1 protein-coding gene is annotated in these 635 nt (G+C 49.0%); it reads left to right on the plus strand.

Annotated elements, in window-relative coordinates:
- Nucleotides 1-635 (plus strand): NAD(+) synthase (gene nadE, locus ACS8FC_RS18570; protein WP_439297876.1); only part of this gene is annotated, 635 nt, incomplete at both ends.

The raw sequence follows: 635 nt of genomic DNA on the forward strand, positions 1-635 counted from the left end.
CGTCTATGTCAATGCAGTTGGCGGTCAGGACGATCTTGTGTTTGATGGCGGCTCTATGGCCGTACAAGCCGATGGCAGCGTGGCCCATGAAGCACCGCGCTTTATGAACCAGTTATTATTGGCCACTTTAGATGTCAAAACGGCTAAGTTCAATAACCAAGCCAAAGCGCCGTTGACCCTAAGCCGTGAGTCAGAGATGTATCAGGCATTGGTCGTCGGTCTACGCGACTATGTCAATCACTCAGGATTCTCTGGCATTATCGTCGGATTGTCAGGTGGTATTGACTCAGCACTGACACTCTGTATCGCGGTTGATGCGTTGGGCGCTGACAAGGTCTATGCCGTCATGATGCCGTACGAGTATACCTCTCAGATCAGTCTAGAAGATGCACAAGCACAAGCACGTCGCCTAAATGTCTCTTATACCGTGTGTCCTATTTTCGATGCGGTCGAAGGTATTCGTCATACGCTAGCGCCACTGTTTAATAAGTCACCAGCTGATACGACTGAAGAAAACATCCAAGCCCGTGCTCGCGGTGTTGTCTTGATGGCACTGTCCAACAAGTTTGGTCATTTGGTTATCACGACAGGTAATAAGTCAGAATTAGCAGTTGGTTACTCGACATTGTATGGCG

Source organism: Psychrobacter sp. 1Y4, assembly GCF_051847555.1.